This window comes from Bacillus cereus group sp. N24 (assembly GCF_016483345.1).
GTDB lineage: Bacteria > Bacillota > Bacilli > Bacillales > Bacillaceae_G > Bacillus_A > Bacillus_A toyonensis.
This window is the reverse complement of record NZ_JAEHCA010000002.1, coordinates 500,850-521,322: the sequence shown is the minus strand read 5'-3', so window position 1 is coordinate 521,322 and position 20,473 is coordinate 500,850. Positions and strand designations below refer to the sequence as shown.

The window sequence follows — 20,473 nt, the reverse complement described above, 5'->3', positions numbered from 1 at the left end:
TTGGGGAATGGATAAATATAACGATCAAAAGTTTAAATTTTCTCAAAAAAGAGAAAGGTAGAAAGAATATGATATATTCATGCTATCCAATCATTTTTTTTTAGGGAGAATAGGGAAATGACAAATAACAATCAAATAGGTGAAAATAAAGAACAAACTATTTTTGATCATAAAGGAAATACGATTATGACAGAAGATAGGGAAATACAAATTATTTCGAAATTCGAAGAACCTCTTATTGTCGTATTAGGAAATGTAATAAGTGACGAAGAATGCGATGAATTAATTGAAATGTCTAAAAATAAAATAAAACGTTCTACAATTGGTTCATCACGTGATGTAAATGATATCCGAACAAGTAGCGGCGCATTTTTGGAAGAGAATGAACTTACTTCGAAGATTGAAAAACGTATTTCATCTATCATGAATGTTCCGGTGACGCATGGAGAAGGATTGCACATTTTAAATTATGAAGTGGATCAACAATATAAAGCGCACTATGATTATTTTGCGGAACATAGTAGATCAGCTGCTAATAATCGTATTAGCACGCTTGTAATGTACTTAAATGATGTAGAAGAAGGCGGAGAAACGTTCTTCCCGAAATTAAATCTTTCTGTACACCCTAGAAAGGGAATGGCAGTATACTTTGAGTATTTTTATCAAGATCAATCACTAAATGAGCTTACGTTGCACGGAGGGGCACCTGTAACGAAAGGCGAGAAATGGATTGCAACGCAGTGGGTGAGAAGAGGTGCTTATAGGTAAAAGCGAGTATGTTACGTTTTGTTCTTCTTATTATAAGAAGAACAAAACGTTTTTTTATTAAACAAAGTAGCATCTTTCGTTATAATAACAATTAATACATGACGATTGAGAGGACAGAAAATGAAATCTATATACATAACCGGCTATATGGGAGCTGGGAAAACAACAATTGGAAAAGCGTTAAGTAAAGAACTTCAAATGGATGTTGTAGATACAGATCAAAAAATCGAAGAGAAGCAAGAGAAGGCAATTCGAAATATTTTTGCAGAAGAAGGCGAAATAACTTTTCGAGAATATGAAAGTGAGATGTTACGTTCACTACCAGTTCATAATGCAATCATTACAACTGGTGGAGGGATTATTGAGCGAGTGGAAAATCGAAAGTGGATGAAAGAGAACGGGACTGTCGTGTATTTATATTGTGATCCGCATGTAATTGCAGAAAGGCTTCGTGAAGATACGACACGTCCACTATTTCAGAAGAAAGATATAGAGGCATTTGTAACGAAATTCGAATCGCGCCGAGCGTATTATGAAGAGGCACATATTCATATCGACACGACAAATAAGTCAGTAAAGCAAATTATGAATGAATTAAAGGAAAAGATTAATGAATAAAAAAGTGGACATACTAATCAAGTAGAGGTGATGATAATATGTCTACTAATGATTATGTTCGCTTTGTGACGCAGCAGTTTGTGTCATATATGGATGCACCAAAAGAAGATCGTAAACAAAAGAAAGAACAACGCCGCTCTGAAAAAGAGCCATTTTTAAATAAATGGTTTGGTGTTATGCCGCTTAGTGCAGCTTTATTTTATCGAAACGTAAAAAATAAAAGGAAAAAATCAAGTTAACTTTTAGTCATATGTCTAGCAAAATGAAAATCCCCTAGTAGCGTTATATACTAGGGGATTTTCATTTACTGTACGGATTCTTTTTCCTCAGTAACCGCATGTATTTTATTGTTCACCCATACGAACCCTATTCCGATACAAATTGAAATGCCCCAGCCGACAGCAGTCATAATCGCTCTCATTTCACCGTAGCCATCTACACCGAAAACGGAGATGAAATAAATTTTTAAAAAGCTTTTTAATATAAATTGAAGCCCAAAAAATAGCGTTAAATATTGTAGTGCTGGATATATACGACCATCACGATACAGTTCACGACTTTTATCACGGTCATGCCCTTGTAGTGCTGCAATATCTGCTGCGAAATATAACATAAGTGGTTTTTTTATAAAAATTGTACATATGACGATAATACCGAGTACGATGTGATAATACGCATCGTTCCACAACATTCGTTCAGCTGATCCAGATAATAAATCTACCGTCGTATTAGAAATGAGTGTAATTAAAATAAAGAATCCTGTCACGTTAAACTGCTTTTCTTTTTTAAAGGTATACAGTGTATAAATAATCCCCGGAACAGAGGAAATTAACATCGCGTAATAAGGATCAATATAAGGTTTTGCAAATTTCCAAATGAGGAATGGGATTACGAGATAAAAGACAAGATCTAATATAGCTTTTTTATTTTGATTCATACAAATCCTCCTTAAGTCATACATATATTTTATAATATAATTTCTGAAAATTGTATAAGGTTTGATTGGAAAAGAAAAAATATATCAATTTTTGAGGGATTAGTAGATTGAAAAAATTGCCCCTAGCGTAGTAAGTTTTTTTAGTATATAATAAAGGAAACGCTTTCATTTTTGGTTTGTTCACAAAATAGACGGAAAATCACATATGTACTATCGATATGTTGCTTTATAATGAAACTAATTAAATATACGTGCATACAATATTGTGAAATAAATAACATAAATAAAATATATAAATGTAAACGTTATCAAAGAGAGAGGTGGAAATAATGAGTAAATTTTTCTTCAATCATAATCCAGCAACAGTAGAGGATGGAAGGCTTGTTAAGTATGCTGAAATTATTTATGGAGAAGGTGGCCGTTCTGTATTAGAAAATTTAATGGTGAAGGCATCTATCAGATTGCGCGATCGTTATCCGAATAAATCTGACGAACAGATCTCGAACCTCGTAAATAAAGGCATCCATGATATGTTTCAAAAATATGTGAGTGAGTAAGAGTAGCCAATGGCTGCTCTTATTTTTTTGTATAAGGATTGTAACTCTAGCTGAAAATAAACATGTGTTTTGAAAAACGTAAAAAGGAGTGGGAAAGATGAGCAATGGAATTGGACGTTCGAAAGAAAACCTTCCAACTGATGCAAATCATGTGAGCGCAAAGGATCGTGCACAGCAGAAACGTATGGCACAGAAAAAACAGCAAGAGCGTAGTGACGATAGCGAGTAGGATAGAAAATAACTAAAAAGAAAGCTCCTTCTAAAAACGGAAGGAGCTTTTTTAAGATAGAAAATGATTAGCGGTAACATAAAAGAGGCCACCGTTAATAATTTGCACTGTAATACGTGGTTCATATTGTTCTTGCAAGGCTTGTTTTTCAATTTCATAGCTTTCAGGAAGTTCATCACTATCTTCATAAAAACGATTTAAAAGATCTAAATCATGATTCCAACGTACCCTCGCTTCTTTCGCCCACGCATGATCATCTTCTGCAATTATATTTTTTAAAGCGTCCTCTATACGTTGTAAGCCGCTTTGAGGCTTAATGATAGGAGAGAGCGTAAAACAAAAGTCAGGTATTTTCGGTGTAAGTTTAATGCTAGTTAATGTTTCATGAAAATTTGCCATCATTGTTCCAGAGATGAGATGAATACCAATGGAATGAAGGATGTCTTTTTTTCGATCACATTGATAAGACACTTTTATATTTACACCGAGCCAAGGATGGAGCGGTGTATGCGTTGCCCCGTTATGCTTTACTTCCTCATATAAACGTATGTAAGAGCCTAATTCTTTCGTTGTCTGGAAAATTTGATGTAGTCGTGGTGAACCGTAGTGAATAAGTTCGCCATCGTTTTCTTCATTTTCTGGATTTGTAATAAGAGTAAGGCGCATCGGATTCGGTACGCCTCCTGTTTTTTCAAGATAGTGCCAATAGAAAGGGCGGTTCATTAATAATTTATCCATCTCAATTGTTAACTGCACATCTAATAGGTGAGGGGAACGTCCTAAAATTTCGCAGTTATTCGCCTCAAAGAAATTGTTTAAGTAATTATGGATTTCATGTTGCTGCATAGCCTTGCACCTCAGCTTCATTTCGCTTCGCAAAGTCGATAATAGATGTTAAGTTTTCCATCTTAATTCGAATTTCTCCTTCGCTTTTTGATTGAGCAAAAATTTCTTGAATATGCGCATCGATGTTTTTCATATTAATTCTTGTTAAAATTTCATCGAGTTCACCGATAACACGCTCAAATAAATTTATTTTTTCATATAACAGTTTCAAAATGTGTTCTTCAACAGTATGCTTTGTAGCTAAGTTATAAATATGAACATCATTTTTTTGACCAAGACGGTGAATACGTCCAATTCTTTGTTCAAGACGCATTGGGTTCCATGGCAAATCATAATTAATCATATGGCTACAAAACTGTAAGTTAATTCCTTCTCCGCCAGCTTCCGTTGCAATTAATACTTGCGCGTGTTTTTGGAAAAGTTCCTTCATCCAATCTTTTTTCCCGCGTTTAAATCCACCGCGGAACGGAACGGAAGAAATGCCGTGCTGCTGTAAAAACCATTGTAAGTACATTTGTGACGCTCGATATTCCGTGAAGATGACGACTTTATCGTCAATTTCTTTTATAAGCTCAAGAGCTTTATTTGCTTTTGAGTTGAATGGAATATGATTAATATTGTCCATTAGCACATCAATATGTGGATCTTTTATATACTGTTCATTTTCTTTCTGACGTTTTTCTACATGCTTTTTTAATGAATAGTACACAGCTTCACGGCTACTGCATGCCTCGCGTTTTAATGTTAAGGATGAGAAAGCAGATGTGAAGGCATCTCGTCCTCCCCAATGTTCAATTGCATTATATAAAGCTTGCTCTTCTTTATTAAACTCCACAAAAATTGTACGTACATGCCTCTTCGGCCAATCAATTCCGGTATTATGACGTCTATTTCGGACCATTACTTTGTTAATGAGAGCTTTTAAGTCTTCATCTGATTCGGCTGAACGATTTTTTGAAGCGTAGTATTCTTCAAAGTTGGATTGATTGCCTAAATGTCCTGGTTTTAATAAAGAAACAAGGTTGAAAATTTCATCAATCTTGTTTTGAACAGGAGTAGCTGTTAGTAATAAACAAAACTTCTTTTTTAATCGCTGTGCAAATTCATAGTTTTTTGTTTTATTATTTTTTAGTTTATGTGCTTCATCGATAATAATAAGATCATATTCTAAGTTCAAAACGATATCGCGATGTGGTGAACGTTTTGCAGTATCAATTGATGATACGATCACGTCAGCTTGCTCCCACGAGTAGCTTTTCTTTTGAGCTACAGCTGGAATGAAAAACTTTGTATTTAGTTCGTATGCCCATTGTGACACGAGAGAGGCTGGGACGAGTATGAGTACCTTTTTCACAAGCCCACGCACCATATATTCTTTTAAAATAAGTCCAGCCTCAATTGTTTTTCCAAGCCCTACTTCGTCGGCTAGTATCGCTTTACCGTTCATTTGTTCAATAACATTTTGAGCGACTTCTAATTGATGAGGAAGCGGTGTGAAATGGGATAAGTGCTTCGGTGCTTGTAGTCCATCGAAAGTAGGAACAAGTAACGATTTTTCTGTTTCATAAGCTAAATGGTATAAATCCCAGTTTGTCCAAGGCCCATCTTCTTCAATTCTATTTAAAAAATTGTTTTGCCACGTCCGATCTACGGAAATATCAACATTCATTATGACTTTCCCACCTTTTATAAGTTAAAGTAATTATTTTTTACATGTATAATGATTCGCCTTGAAAGAAGGCTTTGTTATCGTTATTAAAGGCTATATGATAGACAATAATAAGCATTAAATCTCAAAAGTTGTATTTAATAAGATTAAGAATGAAAAATTCTAAATTATTTTTTATGCTAGAATATTGATGAAATATAGCGAATGATGTTAGGATAATGGTGTGAAATGTGTGGAATCTTTCGTATTTTATCCAAGAAAGTACTTTTTTATTTACGCTTTCATAAAAAAATATAGTGAGATTCCGTATATCCTATCTTTTCAGAATGAAAATGTTTAGATATGGGAAGCAACTTTTATTGATTTGTCAGAGCATAAGGGGGAAAGAGCATGATTACATTACAACGTACACCGTTATTTGATGTATACGCGAAGTATGGTGGGAAAACAATCGACTTTGGTGGCTGGGAATTACCAGTTCAATTTTCAAGCATTAAAGAAGAACACGAAGCTGTACGTACAGCGGCAGGTTTGTTCGATGTGTCTCATATGGGAGAAGTTGAGGTAAAAGGTGTAGATAGTTTAGCATTTTTACAACGTGTTGTTACAAATGACGTATCTACCTTAAAGGTAGGAGGCGCACAATATACAGCTATGTGCTACGAAAATGGTGGTACAGTAGATGATTTATTAATCTACAAACGTGGTGAAGAAGACTATTTATTAGTAATCAATGCATCAAATATCGAGAAAGATTACGAATGGTTAGCAAGTCATGTAATTGGCGATGCGAAAGTAGTCAATGTTTCTAGTGAAGTTGCGCAGCTTGCAATTCAAGGACCAAAAGCAGAAGGCATTTTACAAAAAGTTGTGTCAGAAGATTTGAAAGAAATTAAGTTCTTTAAATTTAAAAACGATATTCTTGTAGATGGAATTCCTGCACTTGTATCTCGTACAGGTTACACAGGTGAAGACGGATTCGAAATTTACTGTAAGAGTGAAGATGCTGCAAAACTTTGGGAGAAACTTCTTGAAGTTGGAGCAGAAGAGGGTTTAAAGGCATGTGGTTTAGGTGCTCGTGATACACTTCGCTTTGAAGCGACACTTCCGTTATACGGACAAGAATTATCAAAAGATATTACACCGATTGAAGCAGGAATTGGCTTTGCGGTAAAACCAAACAAAGAAGCAGACTTCTTTGGAAAAGAAACGTTAAAAGAGCAAAAAGAAAACGGTGCATCTCGTAAATTAGTCGGCATCGAAGTAATCGAACGCGGTATTCCTCGTACGCATTACCCTGTATTTGTGGGAGAAGAAAAAATCGGGGAAGTAACGAGTGGTACACAATCTCCAACGTTAAAGAAAAGCATTGGTTTAGCACTAATTGATGTAAAATACGCAGCAGTTGATACAGAAGTAGAAATTGAAATTCGTAATAAACGCGTCAAAGCAGTAGTTGTTCCAACACCATTTTATAAACGTTCAAAGTAACGGGGAGAGGGGTAGATTTCATGTTGCATCGTTATCTTCCAATGACAGAAGAAGACAAAAAAGAAATGTTACAAACGATCGGCGTTCAAACGATCGACGAATTATTCTCTGATATTCCAGAGAGTGTTCGTTTTAAAGGGGATTTAAAAATTAAAGAAGCAAAATCAGAGCCAGAGCTTTTAAAAGAGCTATCTCAAATGGCTGGTAAAAATGCTAATTTAAAAGAATATGCTTCTTTCTTAGGAGCAGGCGTATACGATCATTATGCTCCAGTAATTGTTGATCATGTTATTTCTCGTTCAGAGTTTTATACAGCTTACACGCCATACCAACCAGAAATTTCACAAGGGGAATTACAAGCAATCTTTGAATTCCAAACAATGATTTGTGAGTTAACAGGAATGGATGTAGCAAACTCTTCTATGTATGACGGAGGTACAGCTTTAGCTGAAGCGGCAATGTTAGCGGCTGGCCATACTCGTAAAAAGAAAATTCTTGTATCTAGTGCAGTGCACCCAGAATCAAGAGCAGTACTTGAAACTTATGCAAAAGGTCAACATCTAGAAGTTGTTGAAATTAATCATAAAGATGGTGTAACAGATTTAGACGTATTACAAAGCGAAGTAGACGATACAGTTGCTTGTGTAATCGTTCAATATCCAAACTTCTTCGGACAAGTTGAAAAGTTAGCTGATATTGAAAAAATCGTTCATCAACAAAAATCATTATTTATCGTTTCTTCAAATCCGTTATCATTAGGCGCATTAACACCACCAGGGAAATTCGGTGCTGACATTGTAATCGGTGATGCACAACCATTCGGTATTCCAACACAGTTTGGTGGACCACACTGTGGTTACTTTGCAACAACGAAAGCATTTATGCGTAAAATTCCAGGACGTCTTGTCGGACAAACGGTAGATTCAGATGGTAAACGTGGATTTGTATTAACGCTACAAGCACGTGAACAGCATATTCGTCGTGACAAAGCGACATCTAACATTTGTTCAAACCAAGCGTTAAATGCATTAGCAGCTTCTGTTGCAATGACGGCACTTGGAAAACAAGGTGTGAAAGAAATGGCGCGTCAAAATATTTCTAAAGCACAATATACAAAACGTCAATTCGAAGCGAAAGGCTTCACAGCTACATTTGCTGGACCGTTCTTCAATGAGTTCGTTGTAGATTGCAAACGTCCAGTGAAAGAAGTAAACGACGTATTACTACAAAAGAATATTATCGGTGGTTATGATCTAGGCCGTGATTATAAAGAATTAGAAAATCATATGCTGTTAGCAGTAACTGAGCTTCGTACAAAAGAGGAAATTGACACACTTGTAAACGAAATGGGGGCTATCCAATGAAGAACCAAGACCAAGCACTTATTTTTGAAGTGACTAAAGAAGGACGCGTAGGATATAGCTTACCCAAATTAGATGTAGAAGAAGTGAAACTAGAAGATGTATTTGAGAGTGATTATATTCGTGTAGAAGATGCAGAGCTACCAGAAGTATCTGAACTTGACATTATGCGCCACTATACAGCACTTTCAAACCGTAACCACGGCGTTGATTCTGGATTCTATCCACTTGGATCTTGTACGATGAAATATAATCCGAAAATTAATGAAAACGTAGCTCGTTTTGCAGGATTTGCAAATATTCATCCACTTCAAGATGAAAAGACAGTGCAAGGTGCAATGGAATTAATGTACGACTTACAAGAGCATTTAATTGAAATTACAGGTATGGATACTGTTACATTACAACCAGCAGCTGGTGCACACGGAGAATGGACAGGTTTAATGTTAATTCGTGCCTACCATGAAGCAAATGGTGACTTTAACCGTACGAAAGTAATTGTTCCTGATTCTGCTCACGGAACGAATCCAGCATCTGCAACTGTAGCTGGTTTTGAAACAATTACAGTAAAATCAAATGAACATGGTCTTGTTGACTTAGAAGATTTAAAACGTGTTGTAAACGAAGAAACAGCAGCACTTATGTTAACAAATCCAAATACATTAGGCCTATTTGAAGAAAATATTTTAGAAATGGCTGAAATCGTCCATAATGCAGGCGGTAAATTATACTATGATGGTGCAAACTTAAATGCGGTATTAAGCCAAGCGCGCCCAGGAGATATGGGATTTGACGTTGTACATTTAAACCTTCATAAAACATTTACAGGTCCGCATGGCGGCGGTGGTCCAGGTTCTGGTCCAGTAGGTGTGAAAGCTGATTTAATTCCGTACTTACCAAAACCAATTTTAGAGAAAACGGAAAATGGCTACCACTTTAATTACGATCGTCCAGAGGCAATTGGGCGTGTGAAACCATTCTATGGTAACTTCGGCATTAACGTTCGTGCATACACATACATTCGTTCTATGGGTCCAGATGGACTACGTGCAGTAACTGAGTATGCTGTATTAAATGCGAATTATATGATGAGAAGATTAGCACCGTTCTATGATCTTCCGTTCGATAGACATTGTAAGCATGAATTTGTATTATCAGGTCGTCGTCAAAAGAAACTTGGTGTACGTACATTAGATATTGCAAAACGTCTGCTTGATTTCGGTTACCACCCACCAACAATTTACTTCCCATTAAATGTGGAAGAATGTATTATGATTGAACCGACAGAAACAGAATCAAAAGAAACATTAGATGGTTTCATTGATAAGATGATTCAAATCGCTAAAGAAGTAGAAGAAAATCCAGAAGTTGTACAAGAAGCACCGCACACTACAGTTATTAAACGTTTAGACGAAACGATGGCTGCTCGTAAACCTGTTTTACGTTATGAAAAGCTTGCTCCTGTACAAGTTTGATTAGAATAAAAAAGAACTCGCTACATGCGGGTTCTTTTTTTTGTTTGGAGAATTTGTCCCGCTATTTGTGGACAGTAAAACTCCCAACTCAAAACTTAGCTGGTGCAAAGAACCCAGGTGGGAGATAAACTGTCTGTAAATGCCCGATTGGTGCAGGCTAATAATCAGTGGGGATGAACAAAAATCCCCACTGATTAAAGTTTCACTTTATGCAGAAATAGTGAAGAAAATGTTAAAACTTTATATTTTTTGTTTCATAATGGTGTAAAGATGTAGTTTTATAGGTAGTTTTGTTGAAAAAGTCGGTTTGATAAAAGTATTTATTTTTGTTAGAATTTTATTGAAATTAAGAAGATGTGATGAGGCAAAAATTACTCATTTTTATGTATATGTGAAAAAACGAGCAAGGCGGGGGTGAAAGTGTGGGATATCGATGTTATAGAATGGTATACCATTTAGAAAATGGAGAAACAATTAAAGATGTAAAAGAATTTTGCTATCGAGACCAAGGAAAAGTGTTAGAAAGAGTAGCACATCGTGTAATGGATAATAGAGAAGTGACGGCGATTGATAAACAAGGAACAATCATTTCAATAGCATGTGAGGACATTGTAAAGGTAGAACTTGATTACATAAAAGAAAGTTAACCTTGAGTCATATCGAATTATTCGATAAAATATACTGTTGAATGGTGCAGAGAGTAGAGAGGAGTTTATCATGGGTAGTACAAGACACTTTTATATGTTTATTTTAGCGTTTGTTCTTGTTGTGGCGTTAACGATTTATTTAATTGTTGATAGCAGCTGGTACAATACAGTTCATCCGGCATTCCTTCTGTTTATGTATGTAGGAATTGCGGTTGTTAGTTTCGGAATGAGAGACGAAATGTTAGATCGCTTTGAAAAGTGATACATATACGAAAGACCAACAGGAAAATGTTGGTCTTTTTTTCTTGCCAAAAATAGGATGGTGTGTATATACTGTATATATAAAATATATACAGTATATACACACTGGAGGAAAACATGAATATTATTATTTCGAATTCTTCCCAAGACCCTATTTATGTACAAATAAGGAAACAATTAAGCCAGCTTATTTTAAATGGTGGTTTAAAGGGGGGAGACCAACTGCCGTCTATTCGTAGCTTAGCGAAGGAATTACAAATTAGTGTAATTACAACGAAGCGTGCGTACGAGGAACTTGAAAAAGAAGGATATATAGAAACTGTTGCTGGGAAGGGGACTTATGTTTCACGTAAAAACAATGAACTATTAAAAGAACAGCGCTTACGTTTATTGGAAAGTAGGGCTGAAGAAATTGTGAGAGAAAGTAAAGTGTTGCAGCTTTCACTTGAAGATTTACAGCAGATGATTGCGTGTTTATATGAGGGGGAATAAGGAATGTTAGAGCTAAAAAACGTTTGTAAAAGATATCAAGATTTTGCAGTGAAAAATATAAGTTTTACGCTGCCACGTGGATATATTATGGGATTTGTCGGACCGAATGGTGCTGGGAAAAGTACGACGATCAAAATGATTATGAATTTAATTAGAAAAGAGAGCGGCGATATACAAATTTTTGGCAAGGACAATAAGAAAGCAGAAAAGGAAATAAAACAAAATATCGGCTTTGTATATGATGAAAATCATTACTACGAAGATTTAACGTGTGAACAAATGAAGCGTATTATTGCACCGCTATATAAAAAGTGGGACGAATGTCAGTATCAATCGTATATGGAGAGATTACAAGTTCCAAAGTATAAAAAAATTAAAGAGTTATCTAAAGGGATGAAAATGAAATTTGCGATTGCTATCGCGCTTTCGCATCATGCAGAGTTTATTATTATGGATGAACCAACAGCAGGATTGGACCCAGTTGTTCGAAGTGAATTGCTTGATATATTGCAAGAAATTGTAATGGAAGATGAAGTATCTGTATTATTCTCAACGCACATTACAACAGACTTAGAGCGCATCGCAGATTATATTACGTTTATCAACGATGGGGAAATTATATTTACTGGTGAGAAAGATGAATTAATGGAGAGCTACGTAATCGTAAAGGGAAGTAATGATTTATTGGATCGAGAAGGAAAAGAGCTATTTGTTGGATTACGAAAAAATAAATTTGGTTTTGAAGGTTTAGCGAAGGATAAACAAGTAATTATCGATTGGTTTGGAAATGAGGTTGTACTAGAAAAGCCTACATTAGATGATATTATCGTTTACACTGCGAAAGGGAGAGGTGCCTATGCGTCAGCTCATCTATAAAGATTTGTTCTTTTTTCGGGTAACTTGGTTAGTGAATCTTATTATGCCCCTTATGTTCTTTTTACTTGAGCCCGGGAGTGAATTGTTATTTCCGATGAGTTGTCTATTTATAACCCTTTCCTCCGTTATGACGCTAATCTATATGGATGAAAGGAATAAAAGTGACATTGTAATAAATAGTTTACCGTTAAGTCGAAAGGATATCATAATTGCTAGATATATTTCCTGTGCAATATTTATTGTAGGTGGGATAGTCTCAACTATGGTAGTTGTTTTTCTTATAAGAGGTGTCGCTGTTATTGATGATATCGGTGCATACCATCCTAATTTGTATATTGAAATTCCGTGGTATGGAATAGTAAATGGGGCTGTTTACGCTTTGGTTTTTGTTGCAGCGTTTTTTCCTAGTTATTACGGAACCAAATCAAAGGTAGCAAGAAGTATCTTGTCAGGAGCATCGATGGCAGTAGCTGGAATTGCATGGATATTTATAGGGGATGGGCTGAACGCAACAGCACCTTCATTCATTGAGTGGATTATGAATCCATCACATCTTAGCTTATTTATAGTTGGAGGAATTATATTAGCTAGTGTATATATCGCTTCTATGTTTCTAACAATTAAAATTTATGGAGCCCGTGATTTATAGAGAGGAGAATTCATATGCAACAGTTGATTTTGAAGGAGTTTTTCTTACAGAAGAAGATGTTTCCTTTCTATTTTTTAATGCCTATTTTATCTGTTTTTAGAAATCCCGTCCAACCAATGGGGGTTGCAATAGGATTATTTATAACATGTAGTACGATTATATATATTTCTTTTTATTATGAAGAGAAAAGTAAAACAGAAAAAGTACTAGTAAGTTTGCCTATAACGAGAAAAGAGATAATTATAGCTAAATATATTTCAAGCACATTATTTATTATGGCTGGTTTGAGTGCAATTTTTATAGTCGTAATATTAGGAAATATTTTATTGGACAGGGATATAGTTATGCCTGGATATGCAGTATTTTCAGCAATAGTAGCAACTTTGATTTATTGTGTAGTAACGATACCTACTAATTACATTGGGGGATATAAAGCTATTACTGTCTTGAATGTGATTATGTTTTTTCCTTTAATGGGTATGATTGGCCTTATGTGTAATGTTTTTGGTGATAAAACAATTATGTTAAAAGTACTTCACTCTGAGGATGCTACAGTAGCGATGAGTGTTCTTGGTATCGGAGTGTTAGTAAGTATAGTCATATCAATGTTACTCTCAATGAAAATGTTTCAGGAGGCAGAGTTATAGAAGGGGCATTTTCATCTTAGGAGGTGTAATACATGATTAAGCAATTAATTTTAAAAGATTTCATCATTCAATGGAAATTTTTAATTTGGTACATACTGTATCCCATTTTCTTTTATATAGCCTTAACAGATACGAAAAATCTGTTCATAATTATGTCAGTAATTATTACAATTGGGGCAACAGTAAAAACATTTGAAGCAGATAGTAAAAATGAGAGTGAAGTTATAGTAAATAGTTTACCAATATTGAGAAAACAAATTGTGTATGCGAAATATATAGTAGCAATTATTATTCTTTTTATAAGTGTAATGGTCGGTTGTTTCACGATGGGGATGAAGAATGGGGTTAACCTATTTGAATTTATTGAAACGACAATGATTGCTAGTATTAGCTTTATTTTAATATATTTAAGCTTTGTTTTACCGATATCATTTTGGCTAGCATATAAAAAAGCTATTTTTATTACGCTTTTCATACTAATAGCACCGACAGCCATTTGTACTATGTTCTTTGAAATCAACCTGGAACAAATCCAACTATATAACGGCTTATTATTCGTTAGTTCAATATGCATGTTCATAGTATCTGCCTTCGTTTCAATGAAATTGTATGAGAAGAGAGAATTTTAAAAGGTGCCTCATAAAAGGCACCTTCTTCAATATCGACAATGTGAAAGTAATAGTTTATAAACAGAGAGGCTATTCGGTACAACATCTTTTGGAGTATGTAATATAAAGCTGAAAACGATAATGAGAATGAGAAAGAGGAAAAATAAAAATAGGATCTGTTTATGTATAGAATTTTGCATAGGATCCACTCCTTTTTTAGGTAGTATGTCCAAAAGGAAGGAGTGTATGAAAAATTTTAGGAGGGAGAATGATGAACAAAAGAAAATGGTTATATAGAATAGGAATACTTTTAGTTTCAAGTGGTTGCATATTAGCAAACTTTTATTCGGATATACCACCGCTATTTCCTAGTTTGCATAAAGGGATTGGTATGAGTGTTGTCGTAGTTGGTCTGCTTTGTCTTATCACATCAAACTTCTATAGAAAGTCTGAATCTATATAAAAAAGGACAGTTACTCTTTTTCAGAGTAACTGTCCTTTTTAAATAACTTATTATATAGCTTGGCGATACTCCATATAATTACGATTGCAATGGAGGCAATAATTGACCAAACGATAGATAAAATTTCAAGTGTCATGTTCGGAAGGAATGTAAGAATGGATAATATTTTATGAAACAACCATTCTATTATATGAAAACTTACTTGCAGTAGAATGGCGATCACGAGTGTGATCCATGCTAACATTTGTTTTCCTTTTTCTTTCCACATGACATTCACCTCACGTTAGCTTAATAGTTTTAAGCCAACAGCGCCGCATAGAATGCAGCTTAAGAAGGCAAGACGACGCCAATCCGCTGATTCTCGGAAAATAAGAATGCCTAGAAGTGCACTTCCGGCAGTTCCGATTCCAGTCCAAATCGCGTAAGCAGTTCCCATCGGTAATGTGTCCATCGCAAGGGATAAGAAGAAGAAGCTTACGCCGAAGTTAGCGATTAAAATAACTTTTGGTGCCCAGCCTTTCTTTTCAGTGGCTACTTTCATAAAGAGTACACCAATAATTTCACAAATACCAGCTAGAATTAAAAATACCCAAGCCATTTTATGCGGCCTCCTTTGCTTCTTTTTCTTCTGTTACTCGTTTTAAACCAATTACTCCGAAGAAGATTAAACTGATTAATAAAACTTTTACGATAGAGAAAGGTTCTCCGAAGATGAAAATTTCTGTAAGAACAATTCCGCCAGCTCCGATTCCTGTGAAGACTGCGTATACAGTGCCGACAGGTAAATCTTTATAAGCTCTAAATAATAAGACGAAACTAATTGTAATTAATAGAGCAACACTAGCCCACTCAAGTGGTGCCTCCGCTTTTTTTAGTCCAATCACCCAAAAGATTTCAATAATACCAGCGATGATTACATAAATCCATGCCATATGTCATTTCTCCTTCCTACCAGTCGTTAGGTAAAGGGCTTAAAAACGACGCATTGCAAAGGAGCAATCCGTCAGTTTGAAAGTCCGCGCCAAAATACTTTCCAAGAAGCGTCTAAACGTGTCTCAAAACGATTTAAACCTGCGTATAGTAGTTCAACCATAAGACCGTCGAGTAAGCATAGAAAAGCCTCTAAGGCGTCTTTTACTTCAATGTTATGCAGTTCATCTTGTTCGCTTGCTCTTTTAAATACCGGGAATAAAAGTTTTCCGACGTTTTCAATGTGTACATTTGCTTTATTAATAATTTGTTCGCGAAATGCATCAGGCGGAAAATAAGAAGTTCGTAACCAAAACATTGATTCTTCACTTTCACCAAATCGTTTTGCGTAGCCTTTTAATAATTTTAATAGCAATTCTTCAGTGGACGAATTGGAAAAGCTTTCGATATCGCCTGTGAAGCTCTGCAAATCTTTTTGAAGAGCAGATTCTAAGCATATGAAATATAGCTCTTCTTTTCCTTTAAAGTGTGCGTAAATCGATGGTTTTTTAATCCCAACTTCTTGGGCAATATTTGCCAATGAAGTTCCTTCATAGCCGTAGCGTGCGAAATGAGAAAGTGCTACAGCTTTAATGCGATTTGCTGTCATTTTCATCCCCTACCTACCGTTCGTTAGGTTTATTATATGAGATAAAAAACACAAAGTCAATAGGTGAAAAGCTGAAAAAGAGTGCTATAGTTAACGCTCCTTTTCAGACTGTTTTTCGCTCAATTAAATGGAATGGAAGTTCTTCTGAGTTCCCGGTTATTTGTTTGTCCTGCATCTGTTTATGGAATAAGGTAAAAGCACGTGATCCCATCGTAAGACCAGGGTGTTCAATAGTCGAAATTTCTAACGCCTTTGAAATTTCATGGTTATCGAATCCTAAAATAGCGAGATCTTCAGGGACGCGAACACCACGTTTCTTTGCCTCTGTTAATAAACCGGCAGCTACTTGGTCATTCGCTGTGAAAATAGCAGTTGGACGATTTTTCATATGTAAAATACGGTGGAGTATTTGTGCTCCGTCCTGCATTGTATAGCATTGATGAAAAATCCATTCAGGATGTAACGTTTGACCTTCGTTATGAAGTGTATCAGCAAACGCTTTTTCACGTTCCATAGAATTTACACTCGTTTTTCTTGCTAAACAAATTCCGATTTTTTCATGGCCTTTACTTAGTAAATATGCAGTACCGAGCCGGAATCCTTCATAATGATCTACGTAGACAGATGAAATGAGGGGGTGGTTCATTTTTTCACATGAAATAATAGGGGCGAATTTTGCGAAAGGTTCGATTTGTTCCCATGAACTCGTTCGAGAACAAATAATCATCCCGTCAAATTGTTTCATTTTCATCATTTCAAGAACACGAATTTCTTCAATACTATCGTAATTTGTTTGGCATAAATTAATGTGATATCCAGCTGCTAACGCTTCGTTTCCGATTCCTTCAATAATGGTACTGAAGTAAGGGACATTAATGAAAGGGAGCATAACCCCGATTGTATATGTTTTCCCCTTTATTAAATGAATAGCATTTATATTTTTTGCGTAGTTTAATTCTTCAACCGCCTCTAGAACTCGTTTCCGTTTGTCTTCTTTTACGTAAGGGTGATTATTTAAGACACGGGAAACGGTTGATATAGATACACCAGCAGTTTTAGCGATTTGTTTTATATTGGCCATATGCATCACCTCTTTACTTATTATAAAGGGAAAATAAGTAGAATGAAAAAATCTTGACCTGAAAAGCTTTTCACAATCTATGTTATAAATAGGACTTCTGTTATTCGCGTAACCATTTCGTTTGGGCGTAAGAATAGCGAAGTCTTTCTGTTTGTTTGAAAGCAGTTTTGTCAAAATGTGTGAGAATAACGAGGAAAGTTTTCAAAGGTGGAGTGTGGCATTCAAGCGAATATGAACAACATATAAACGCTTTGTTCGTTAAGAGGGCGGTATGAAAGGGCGGAAACAAATTGAAAAAAGGAATCATTTGTTTCGTGTTTTCTAGTGTATTACTTAGCTCATGTTCATTTCAGCAAACGATGCAAGAAGAAAAAACATTTGTGGGAACAACAGGTGGGGCTACAGATCGCGTTACGGATCCGATTCCGTTAAAAGAACTTCCAAAATATTTTCCGGCGAAATTTAAAGTTCCTACCTTTTTACCATATGACATTACGAGTGATGTGTTGGGTGAAGTGAGAACGATTGAAAAGAAGAATGCTGTCTTAACGATTAAATATAAACAACAGGAGCAAGGTAGACATGAGTATATTGAGCTAACTGTTGCAAATTTCCCTTACAGTTTTCCGGATTTTGTAGAAGAAAAGCGATTTCAAGAACAAATGAAATTGAATAATGGAGCGTCTGCTTATTTTAAAAATAAAGATGACTTCGAGAGAGGAGAGGAATTTGCTACGCTTCTATGGAAAGAAAAGGGGATTGAATATCAGTTATTATATCGTAATGTAGAAGAGAACGATGCAGATGTAATAAAAAAGAATCTATATTACATTGCAAACAATATGAAATAAAAAACTAACTGCAGCATGCAGCTAGTTTTTGTATGTTATTTCTTTTTAATTTTACCTGTCCAAGATTTAAATCCACCTTGTAATTGGTAGAAATCTTTGTAACCTTGTTTTTTTAAGTATTGAGCTGCACGGCCTGTACGGAATCCGCTTTGGCAGTATAAGTAAACAGGTTGATCTTGGCGAAGTTCTTTATGACGAAGGCGAATTTGTGATAACGGAATGTTACGTGCACCTAAAATGTGCCCTGCGTTATATTCGTCTGCTTCGCGAATATCGATAAGCTGTGCTTTACGGTAGCCAGCGCGAAATTCTTCTTCTGTAAGAGTTTTAATTAATTTTTTCTGATAGAAATACATCCATACAGTGTAACCGATGAACGCTACGATTACGGCTAATAAAATAATCCAAGTTGTTGACACGGTTCTATCGCTCCCTTTTTTCTTATCCTACTTTCAATATTATAATGCCCATATGTATTTATGCAACAGATTCATTTGTATATAAGGAGAAATTTCGTATTCTTTCACAAATTTTGTCGAATTTGGTAGACTAGAGAATGTGAAAAATAATTGGTTATATGAGGTGTAGGATGGGAAAAGAAAAATGGTGTTATATTAACTCTGGTCAATGTTCACCAGCGTTTAATATGGCGTTAGACGAATGTTTATTAAATTGGCAAAGTGAAAAGAAGATGCAACCAACAATTCGTTTTTATGAATGGGAAGTACCAACATTAACAGTCGGGTATTTCCAGCGTGTTGAAAAAGATATAAATATGGATGTAGTTAACGAAAAGAAATATGGGTTCGTTCGTCGTCAAACAGGCGGCAGGGGTGTACTACATGACAAAGAATTAACGTACAGTGTTATTGTGTCTGAAGATCATCCAAATATGCCAAAAACAGTTACGGAAGCATACCGCGTTATTTCGCAAGGCTTATTGGACGGTTTTAAGGCATTAGGATTAGAAGCGTATTATGCAGTTCCGAAAACAGAGGCGGATCGTGAGAATTTAAAAAATCCGCGTTCAGGAGTATGTTTTGATGCGCCATCTTGGTATGAAATTGTAGTTGAAGGAAGAAAAATCGCAGGTAGTGCTCAAACACGTCAAAAAGGTGTTATTTTACAGCACGGATCGATTCCGTTAGAAATAGATTTAGACGAACTATACGACCTATTTTTATTCCCAAATGAACGTGTGAAAGAACGTATGAAAAGTATGTTTTCTTCTAAAGCGGTAGCAATTAATAAATTGACAGACCGTACATTTACGATCGAACAGTTAATTAAAGCGTTCGAGGTTGGGTTTGAAAAAGGATTGGATATAGAGCTTGTGCCATATGAATTAACAGAAGAACAGTTACATGAAGTTCAAACGTTAGCAAAAGAAAAGTATGAAAGTAAGGAATGGAATTATAAAAAATAAGAGATGGCAATTGCCATCTCTTATTTTTTTATAGTAAATTAAGTACTTTTTCTACTTTGATTCCTTTATCTTGTAAAGAACGAAGGCGATTTACAACGTCCATAATTTCTTTGTCGAATGTAACGCTAATACCTTGGCTTTGTAGTTCTTCTTTTAAGCCTTCAATAGAATCATCTATGTCGATGCCAAGCTCGTAATCTTGACAAACTTCAATTGTCTTTTTCACGAGTTTCACATAATTTTCTTGTAGTTTTGAATTTGTTTCAGTCAAAGCAGGTTGTTTCGGTTTTGCTGGAGCAACCGGTACTGTCTCTTGCTTTGTAACTGAAGTAGGGACTACTTTTTTCACAGGTGCTGGAGTAGTTAGTTCTACAGCTGCTTCTACGCTTACTGGCTTCGGCGTCGGTACCGGAGTAGGCTTAGGGGCCATAGCAGGTGTTTCTACACGCGTAATAGGTTTAGGAGCAGGTGTAACTGCTTTTGGAGCTTCTACAACTACTTCTTTTTTCGGTGTGGCTTCTACCGGTGTTTCTTCTTGACCAGCAGCCTCTTTATTTTCTTTACTCCACATAACGCGTTCTATTTCTAGAGAAACATTGTTTTTGTTCATCGCTGATAATGTAACTTTACCAACTTCAGCGTTTCCAGTGAAATCAACAATTTTATAAATAACACTCTTGTTCCAATCCACGTTTCCGCTCAAAAATAATTCTTCGTTACATTTCGGCGTTAAGCCCTCGATTTTAATTTCTGCGTTTACACCGTTTTCACTGTATACCATAATTAGCGAAGCATTTACATCTTCGTCTGCTAACATTAGTTCACGTACCATTTTGCCGGTGCGTACTTGCGTTTTCTTCTTAACTGACATCTAATTTCTCCTCTCAAAAATTCAGTAATAATAAAAAAATCGTATAACGAAAAATAATTGCTCACGAAGAT

General features: G+C 35.6%; 29 protein-coding genes. 18 read left to right on the top strand and 11 right to left on the bottom strand.

All coding sequences use genetic code 11. The annotated features are described in order from the left end of the window. Positions 1–117 precede the first annotated feature (117 nt). The 3 genes from JDS95_RS05730 (at position 118) to JDS95_RS05720 (ending at position 1,625) form a co-directional block, all read left to right on the top strand. Positions 118–768, top strand: coding sequence for a 2OG-Fe(II) oxygenase (locus JDS95_RS05730; protein WP_144467020.1), 651 nt, complete (start codon positions 118–120; stop codon positions 766–768). A gap of 120 nt (positions 769–888) precedes the next feature. Beyond that, positions 889–1,386 (top strand): shikimate kinase, encoded by a 498-nt coding sequence (locus tag JDS95_RS05725; protein ID WP_000836652.1) that lies wholly within the window; start codon positions 889–891, stop codon positions 1,384–1,386. A 38-nt stretch (positions 1,387–1,424) separates the two neighbouring features. Beyond that, entirely contained in the window at positions 1,425–1,625 is a 201-nt protein-coding gene (locus JDS95_RS05720) for a YqzE family protein (protein WP_000106086.1), read from the top strand. A 65-nt stretch (positions 1,626–1,690) separates the two neighbouring features. On the opposite strand, the gene JDS95_RS05715 is transcribed toward JDS95_RS05720, so the two are convergent. Both JDS95_RS05715 and JDS95_RS05710 read right to left on the bottom strand, forming a co-directional pair. Further along, positions 1,691–2,323 carry a VC0807 family protein gene (locus JDS95_RS05715; RefSeq protein ID WP_001073099.1) on the bottom strand — a complete coding sequence of 211 codons (633 nt, stop codon included), beginning with the start codon at positions 2,321–2,323 and terminating at the stop codon, positions 1,691–1,693. A 140-nt stretch (positions 2,324–2,463) separates the two neighbouring features. Next, positions 2,464–2,580 (bottom strand): GTP pyrophosphokinase, encoded by a 117-nt coding sequence (locus JDS95_RS05710; RefSeq protein ID WP_080451822.1) that lies wholly within the window; start codon positions 2,578–2,580, stop codon positions 2,464–2,466. Positions 2,581–2,652: 72 nt separating this feature from the next. On the opposite strand from JDS95_RS05710, the gene JDS95_RS05705 reads away from it, so the two are divergent. Beyond that, the gene (locus tag JDS95_RS05705) at positions 2,653–2,880 is read left to right on the top strand and encodes a hypothetical protein (protein WP_000032702.1); all 228 of its coding nucleotides are present in this window, start codon (positions 2,653–2,655) and stop codon (positions 2,878–2,880) included. A gap of 97 nt (positions 2,881–2,977) precedes the next feature. Next, positions 2,978–3,109: a hypothetical protein gene (locus JDS95_RS31530; RefSeq protein WP_000064664.1), complete on the top strand. Its 132-nt coding sequence runs from the start codon at positions 2,978–2,980 to the stop codon at positions 3,107–3,109. Positions 3,110–3,160: 51 nt separating this feature from the next. On the opposite strand, the gene JDS95_RS05700 is transcribed toward JDS95_RS31530, so the two are convergent. Together JDS95_RS05700 and JDS95_RS05695 are read right to left on the bottom strand one after the other, a co-directional pair. Next, positions 3,161–3,955 carry a YqhG family protein gene (locus tag JDS95_RS05700; protein WP_001183955.1) on the bottom strand — a complete coding sequence of 265 codons (795 nt, stop codon included), beginning with the start codon at positions 3,953–3,955 and terminating at the stop codon, positions 3,161–3,163. Further along, entirely contained in the window at positions 3,942–5,624 is a 1,683-nt protein-coding gene (locus JDS95_RS05695) for a DEAD/DEAH box helicase (protein ID WP_001100043.1), read from the bottom strand. The genes JDS95_RS05700 and JDS95_RS05695 overlap by 14 nt, the downstream gene beginning before the upstream one ends. Positions 5,625–6,014: 390 nt before the next feature. Between JDS95_RS05695 and gcvT the strand changes: the two genes are divergently transcribed. The 11 genes from gcvT to JDS95_RS05640 all read left to right on the top strand — a co-directional run bounded on the left by gcvT (position 6,015) and on the right by JDS95_RS05640 (position 14,594). Further along, positions 6,015–7,115, top strand: a complete 1,101-nt coding sequence (gene gcvT / locus JDS95_RS05690; RefSeq protein WP_000631761.1) for a glycine cleavage system aminomethyltransferase GcvT — start codon at positions 6,015–6,017, stop codon at positions 7,113–7,115. A gap of 20 nt (positions 7,116–7,135) precedes the next feature. After that, entirely contained in the window at positions 7,136–8,479 is a 1,344-nt protein-coding gene (gene gcvPA / locus JDS95_RS05685; protein WP_000903226.1) for an aminomethyl-transferring glycine dehydrogenase subunit 1, read from the top strand. Then, on the top strand, positions 8,476–9,951 hold the full coding sequence (gene gcvPB / locus JDS95_RS05680) for an aminomethyl-transferring glycine dehydrogenase subunit 2 (protein ID WP_000795710.1): 1,476 nt from the start codon (positions 8,476–8,478) through the stop codon (positions 9,949–9,951). Before gcvPA ends, gcvPB begins: the two co-directional genes overlap by 4 nt. Positions 9,952–10,394: 443 nt before the next feature. Further along, positions 10,395–10,598: a DUF3929 family protein gene (locus JDS95_RS05675; protein ID WP_002039587.1), complete on the top strand. Its 204-nt coding sequence runs from the start codon at positions 10,395–10,397 to the stop codon at positions 10,596–10,598. A 70-nt stretch (positions 10,599–10,668) separates the two neighbouring features. Further along, positions 10,669–10,860 carry a hypothetical protein gene (locus JDS95_RS05670; protein WP_000535934.1) on the top strand — a complete coding sequence of 64 codons (192 nt, stop codon included), beginning with the start codon at positions 10,669–10,671 and terminating at the stop codon, positions 10,858–10,860. Between the two features lie 116 nt (positions 10,861–10,976). Continuing rightward, on the top strand, positions 10,977–11,351 hold the full coding sequence (locus JDS95_RS05665) for a GntR family transcriptional regulator (protein WP_001021360.1): 375 nt from the start codon (positions 10,977–10,979) through the stop codon (positions 11,349–11,351). 3 nt (positions 11,352–11,354) lie between these two features. After that, positions 11,355–12,227 carry an ABC transporter ATP-binding protein gene (locus JDS95_RS05660; protein WP_000891283.1) on the top strand — a complete coding sequence of 291 codons (873 nt, stop codon included), beginning with the start codon at positions 11,355–11,357 and terminating at the stop codon, positions 12,225–12,227. Next, positions 12,208–12,876: an ABC-2 transporter permease gene (locus JDS95_RS05655; RefSeq protein ID WP_001249432.1), complete on the top strand. Its 669-nt coding sequence runs from the start codon at positions 12,208–12,210 to the stop codon at positions 12,874–12,876. Before JDS95_RS05660 ends, JDS95_RS05655 begins: the two co-directional genes overlap by 20 nt. Before the next feature lie 14 nt (positions 12,877–12,890). Then, positions 12,891–13,523, top strand: coding sequence for an ABC-2 transporter permease (locus JDS95_RS05650; RefSeq protein ID WP_001186570.1), 633 nt, complete (start codon positions 12,891–12,893; stop codon positions 13,521–13,523). A gap of 32 nt (positions 13,524–13,555) precedes the next feature. After that, positions 13,556–14,152 carry an ABC-2 transporter permease gene (locus JDS95_RS05645; RefSeq protein ID WP_000595332.1) on the top strand — a complete coding sequence of 199 codons (597 nt, stop codon included), beginning with the start codon at positions 13,556–13,558 and terminating at the stop codon, positions 14,150–14,152. 250 nt (positions 14,153–14,402) lie between these two features. Continuing rightward, on the top strand, positions 14,403–14,594 hold the full coding sequence (locus JDS95_RS05640) for a hypothetical protein (RefSeq protein WP_199690317.1): 192 nt from the start codon (positions 14,403–14,405) through the stop codon (positions 14,592–14,594). Between the two features lie 10 nt (positions 14,595–14,604). Here JDS95_RS05640 and JDS95_RS05635 read toward each other — a convergent pair whose 3' ends face one another. The 5 genes from JDS95_RS05635 to JDS95_RS05615 all read right to left on the bottom strand — a co-directional run bounded on the left by JDS95_RS05635 (position 14,605) and on the right by JDS95_RS05615 (position 17,254). Further along, the gene (locus JDS95_RS05635) at positions 14,605–14,862 is read right to left on the bottom strand and encodes a DUF3975 family protein (protein ID WP_000265397.1); all 258 of its coding nucleotides are present in this window, start codon (positions 14,860–14,862) and stop codon (positions 14,605–14,607) included. Between the two features lie 15 nt (positions 14,863–14,877). Next, positions 14,878–15,192, bottom strand: coding sequence for a DMT family transporter (locus tag JDS95_RS05630; protein ID WP_000312621.1), 315 nt, complete (start codon positions 15,190–15,192; stop codon positions 14,878–14,880). A 1-nt stretch (position 15,193) separates the two neighbouring features. Continuing rightward, complete coding sequence (locus tag JDS95_RS05625) at positions 15,194–15,526, bottom strand: DMT family transporter (RefSeq protein WP_199690316.1); 333 nt, start codon at positions 15,524–15,526, stop codon at positions 15,194–15,196. A 71-nt stretch (positions 15,527–15,597) separates the two neighbouring features. Further along, positions 15,598–16,179 carry a TetR/AcrR family transcriptional regulator gene (locus tag JDS95_RS05620; protein ID WP_002005730.1) on the bottom strand — a complete coding sequence of 194 codons (582 nt, stop codon included), beginning with the start codon at positions 16,177–16,179 and terminating at the stop codon, positions 15,598–15,600. 97 nt (positions 16,180–16,276) lie between these two features. Continuing rightward, on the bottom strand, positions 16,277–17,254 hold the full coding sequence (locus JDS95_RS05615) for a LacI family DNA-binding transcriptional regulator (protein WP_001273955.1): 978 nt from the start codon (positions 17,252–17,254) through the stop codon (positions 16,277–16,279). A gap of 314 nt (positions 17,255–17,568) precedes the next feature. On the opposite strand from JDS95_RS05615, the gene JDS95_RS05610 reads away from it, so the two are divergent. Further along, complete coding sequence (locus JDS95_RS05610) at positions 17,569–18,105, top strand: hypothetical protein (protein WP_002048959.1); 537 nt, start codon at positions 17,569–17,571, stop codon at positions 18,103–18,105. Between the two features lie 35 nt (positions 18,106–18,140). Here JDS95_RS05610 and JDS95_RS05605 read toward each other — a convergent pair whose 3' ends face one another. Further along, positions 18,141–18,524 (bottom strand): rhodanese-like domain-containing protein, encoded by a 384-nt coding sequence (locus JDS95_RS05605; protein WP_000108653.1) that lies wholly within the window; start codon positions 18,522–18,524, stop codon positions 18,141–18,143. Positions 18,525–18,694: 170 nt separating this feature from the next. Between JDS95_RS05605 and JDS95_RS05600 the strand changes: the two genes are divergently transcribed. Further along, on the top strand, positions 18,695–19,531 hold the full coding sequence (locus JDS95_RS05600; protein ID WP_000514090.1) for a lipoate--protein ligase family protein: 837 nt from the start codon (positions 18,695–18,697) through the stop codon (positions 19,529–19,531). 28 nt (positions 19,532–19,559) lie between these two features. On the opposite strand, the gene JDS95_RS05595 is transcribed toward JDS95_RS05600, so the two are convergent. Further along, positions 19,560–20,402 (bottom strand): hypothetical protein, encoded by an 843-nt coding sequence (locus JDS95_RS05595; RefSeq protein WP_000111890.1) that lies wholly within the window; start codon positions 20,400–20,402, stop codon positions 19,560–19,562. Positions 20,403–20,473 lie beyond the last annotated feature (71 nt).